We start from the raw sequence: 3,133 nt of genomic DNA, 5'->3' as shown, positions 1-3,133 counted from the left end.
AGCCAAAACCGCCTTGACACAGGCACAATCAGCTTTAGTGATATCGAAAACAAAGCGGACTACCAAGTCAGTAGTAGCAGTGCAGGGGTAAGCTCTAGCGGCATGCCATCGATGCCAACCAGTCGCAATAAAAACGAAAGCGAACAATCGACGACGCATTCAGCGGTATCGGAAGGGACGATAATTATCCGCAATAAGGATGACCAAAAACAAGATATCAACGAATTAAGTCATAATACTGAACAGGCGAATAACGAGCTCAAACACATTTTTAACAAACAAAAAGAGCAAGACATCATCGACCAAACGCAGTTAGTGAGTGAAATTGGTGGTGAAACGTTAACGATGCTTAATCATATTGACCGGATAAAAGCCGAATCCAAGGCAAAAGAAGCGGTAGAAAAAGAACAAGAAAAAGCCGCAGACAAAGGCATCGTTTTAACCGACGAGCAGCAACAAAAAATCTACGAAGACGCCTACAAAGAATCGATGAACCAAGGCATGTCAGCGATGGGCAGTGACACCCGTCAAGGCATTGACATGGCGGTTAGTATCATCAACGGCTTAATCAGTGGTGACATGACAGGGGCAGCCGCAGGGGCACTCGCGCCGAAGATAGCAACTATTATAAAACAGCATACGGAAGGTGATATAGTTGCCAATACCGTCAGCCATGCGATACTCGGTGCGGTGGTAGCCGAGCTGCAAGGCAACTCAGCTCTAGTGGGTGGCTTAGGTGCTGCAGCTAGTGAACGCGGTGCTGAAGTGATTGCGGGCATACTTTACCCTGATAAAGACATCAAAGACCTAAGCCAAGAAGAAAGACAACAAATCAGCGCCCTATCACAACTAGCAACAGGTCTTGCGATAGCCGCTAGCGGTGGTGATATCCAAGATGTGAATACTGGAGTTGCTGCAGGGAAAAATGCGGTTGAGAATAATGCATTAAATATATTAGATCTTTACAAAACTGAAACAGAAAAAGATTTAGATGAGGTTGAGCGAGCTAAAAGATTATTTGGAGGCGATGAAGATAAAGCTTGGGAATATGTTTTAGCAAAAAAACAAGCTGAAGCTAGCGGTGCAATAGATGGTATAATAGAGACAGTAGATGAAACAGCCAATGCGGTTTTACATCCAATAGATACTGTTAATGGTATTTATGATGTTATAACCAATCTTGATAAAGTTTATGGAGCCATTAAAATTTCGTCTACTGAGTGGCTAGAACTTTATGATTATGCATTAAAGAATGATCCAGCACTAGCTGGTGAAATGATGGGGCATTTAAAGGGTAAAATTTCAGGAGAAGCTGGTTCCAGCTATGTTATAGGTGGTGCTTCTGCAGAAATTATTCAAAAAGTAGCGCGATTAAAAACTTTATCTGGAGTCGCTGATAAAATTATTGCTTATAATAGATCTGGTAGTGGCTTAAAAGCTGATCCATCACATAGAGCAGCGAGCTTCATTACCAAAGAACAACTTAAAAAAGGTAAGGTATTTACAATAACAGGCGGTGACGGTGTTAAGCGAACCTTATTACAAACAGAAGGTTCTTTTAATGGTAAAAGTGGTATATTTGAATATATTATAGATCCTAAAACTAAAAATATTACACATCAACGGTTTATTTCAGGTGGTAAAATAAATGGGAAACCTAATCAGAAGGTTAAATAATCATGAATTTTAATTTAAATAAAAATAGAATTTATCTAAATTGGAAAGATATTTCATGGGGATATCGAAATCATATTATTGGCTGGAAAGATGTCATCAATTATGCAAATGATATGATTATTAATGGTAGTAGTAATCAAGATGTATTTGAACTATCAATGGTTAATTCCTCTAATATTTTTGAGTTAGATGATTTATTGAATAAAATTGCTGGGTCTTTAGAGAATTATAGTAACGCAAAATGGTTATATATTTTGTTGCTACAATTATATAATATTCGTAATAACATTAAAGATCCATTAGGTGAAGTAGAAACAATTTATGAAAATTTTGATTATCCTGAAGAAATAGAGTCTTTCGTGAGATACATGCCTGTATCTAATGATTATGATCCTTCTAAGCATACTCAAGAGGAAAATGAAAAAAGGTTATATTTTAATTGGAAACAATATTTAGATAACCAAGAAAATATTTGGAAATAAAAAATAATTTGCAGTAGCTCAGACTTAACCCGACAATTCTAGCCTATATTAGAGTATTCATTATTGAAAAGTGACAGTTAATACTGTCACTAAACTCTATAATTAATTTTTTAATTACTAATTTTGACTTAGCACCACTTTTTAGCCATTGTTGTTTTCATGCGCCATGGTTAATAAATCCCGTTTACTGTATTTCTCATTGCGCATATCTCCCTCTATTCAAAACATAAAAAATACATTAAGTTACTATTTTTACTTACAAAAAACAGGTCAGAAAAATATTGATTTTTTTATGCTAGCCGTGGCGGTGATAGCCTCAGAAGCGAAAGACACGAGCCAAAACCGCCTTGACACCGGCACAATCAGCTTTAGTGATATCGAAAACAAAGCGGACTACCAAGTCAGTAGCAGCAGTGCAGGGGTAAGCTCTAGCGGCATGCCATCGATGCCAACCAGTCGCAATAAAAACGAAAGCGAACAATCGACGACGCATTCAGCGGTATCGGAAGGGACGATAATTATCCGCAATAAGGATGACCAAAAACAAGATATCAACGAATTAAGTCATGATACTGAACAGGCGAATAACGAGCTCAAACACATTTTTAACAAACAAAAAGAGCAAGACATCATCGACCAAACGCAGTTAGTGAGTGAAATTGGTGGTGAAACGTTAACGATGCTTAATCATATTGACCGGATAAGAGCTGAATCCAAGGCAAAAGAAGCGGTAGAAAAAGAACAAGAAAAAGCCGCAGACAAAGGCATCGTTTTAACCGACGAGCAGCAACAAAAAATCTACGAAGACGCCTACAAAGAATCGATGAACCAAGGCATGTCAGCGATGGGCAGTGACACCCGTCAAGGCATTGACATGGCGGTTAGTATCATCAACGGCTTAATCAGTGGCGACATGGCAGGGGCAGCCGCAGGGGCACTCGCGCCGAAGATAGCAACTATTATAAAACAGCATA

Annotated in this window: 3 protein-coding genes; all 3 read left to right on the top strand. The window is 38.5% G+C overall.

Translation table 11 applies throughout. The features are described from left to right. Nucleotides 1–1,677: VENN motif pre-toxin domain-containing protein (locus A9G32_RS07025; protein WP_176701331.1), on the top strand; the 1,677-nt coding region annotated here is incomplete at its 5' end. A gap of 2 nt (nt 1,678–1,679) precedes the next feature. Beyond that, a complete protein-coding gene (locus tag A9G32_RS07020; protein WP_065590669.1) occupies nt 1,680–2,159 on the top strand; it encodes a DUF2247 family protein in 480 nt (159 codons plus the stop codon). A 166-nt stretch (nt 2,160–2,325) separates the two neighbouring features. Next, the coding region (locus tag A9G32_RS07015) for a hypothetical protein (RefSeq protein ID WP_176701330.1) at nt 2,326–3,133 on the top strand (808 nt) is incomplete at its 3' end.

It is taken from the genome of Gilliamella sp. Gris3-2 (genome assembly GCF_001690345.1).
Classification (GTDB): Bacteria; Pseudomonadota; Gammaproteobacteria; order Enterobacterales; family Orbaceae; genus Gilliamella; species Gilliamella bombi.
This window is presented reverse-complemented; position numbering and strand designations above follow the sequence as displayed.

What these genes read in the sequence shown, in the direction of transcription:
- A9G32_RS07020 (WP_065590669.1), top strand. Translation starts at nt 1,680, where the DNA reads ATGAATTTTAATTTAAATAAAAATAGAATTTATCTAAATTGGAAAGAT.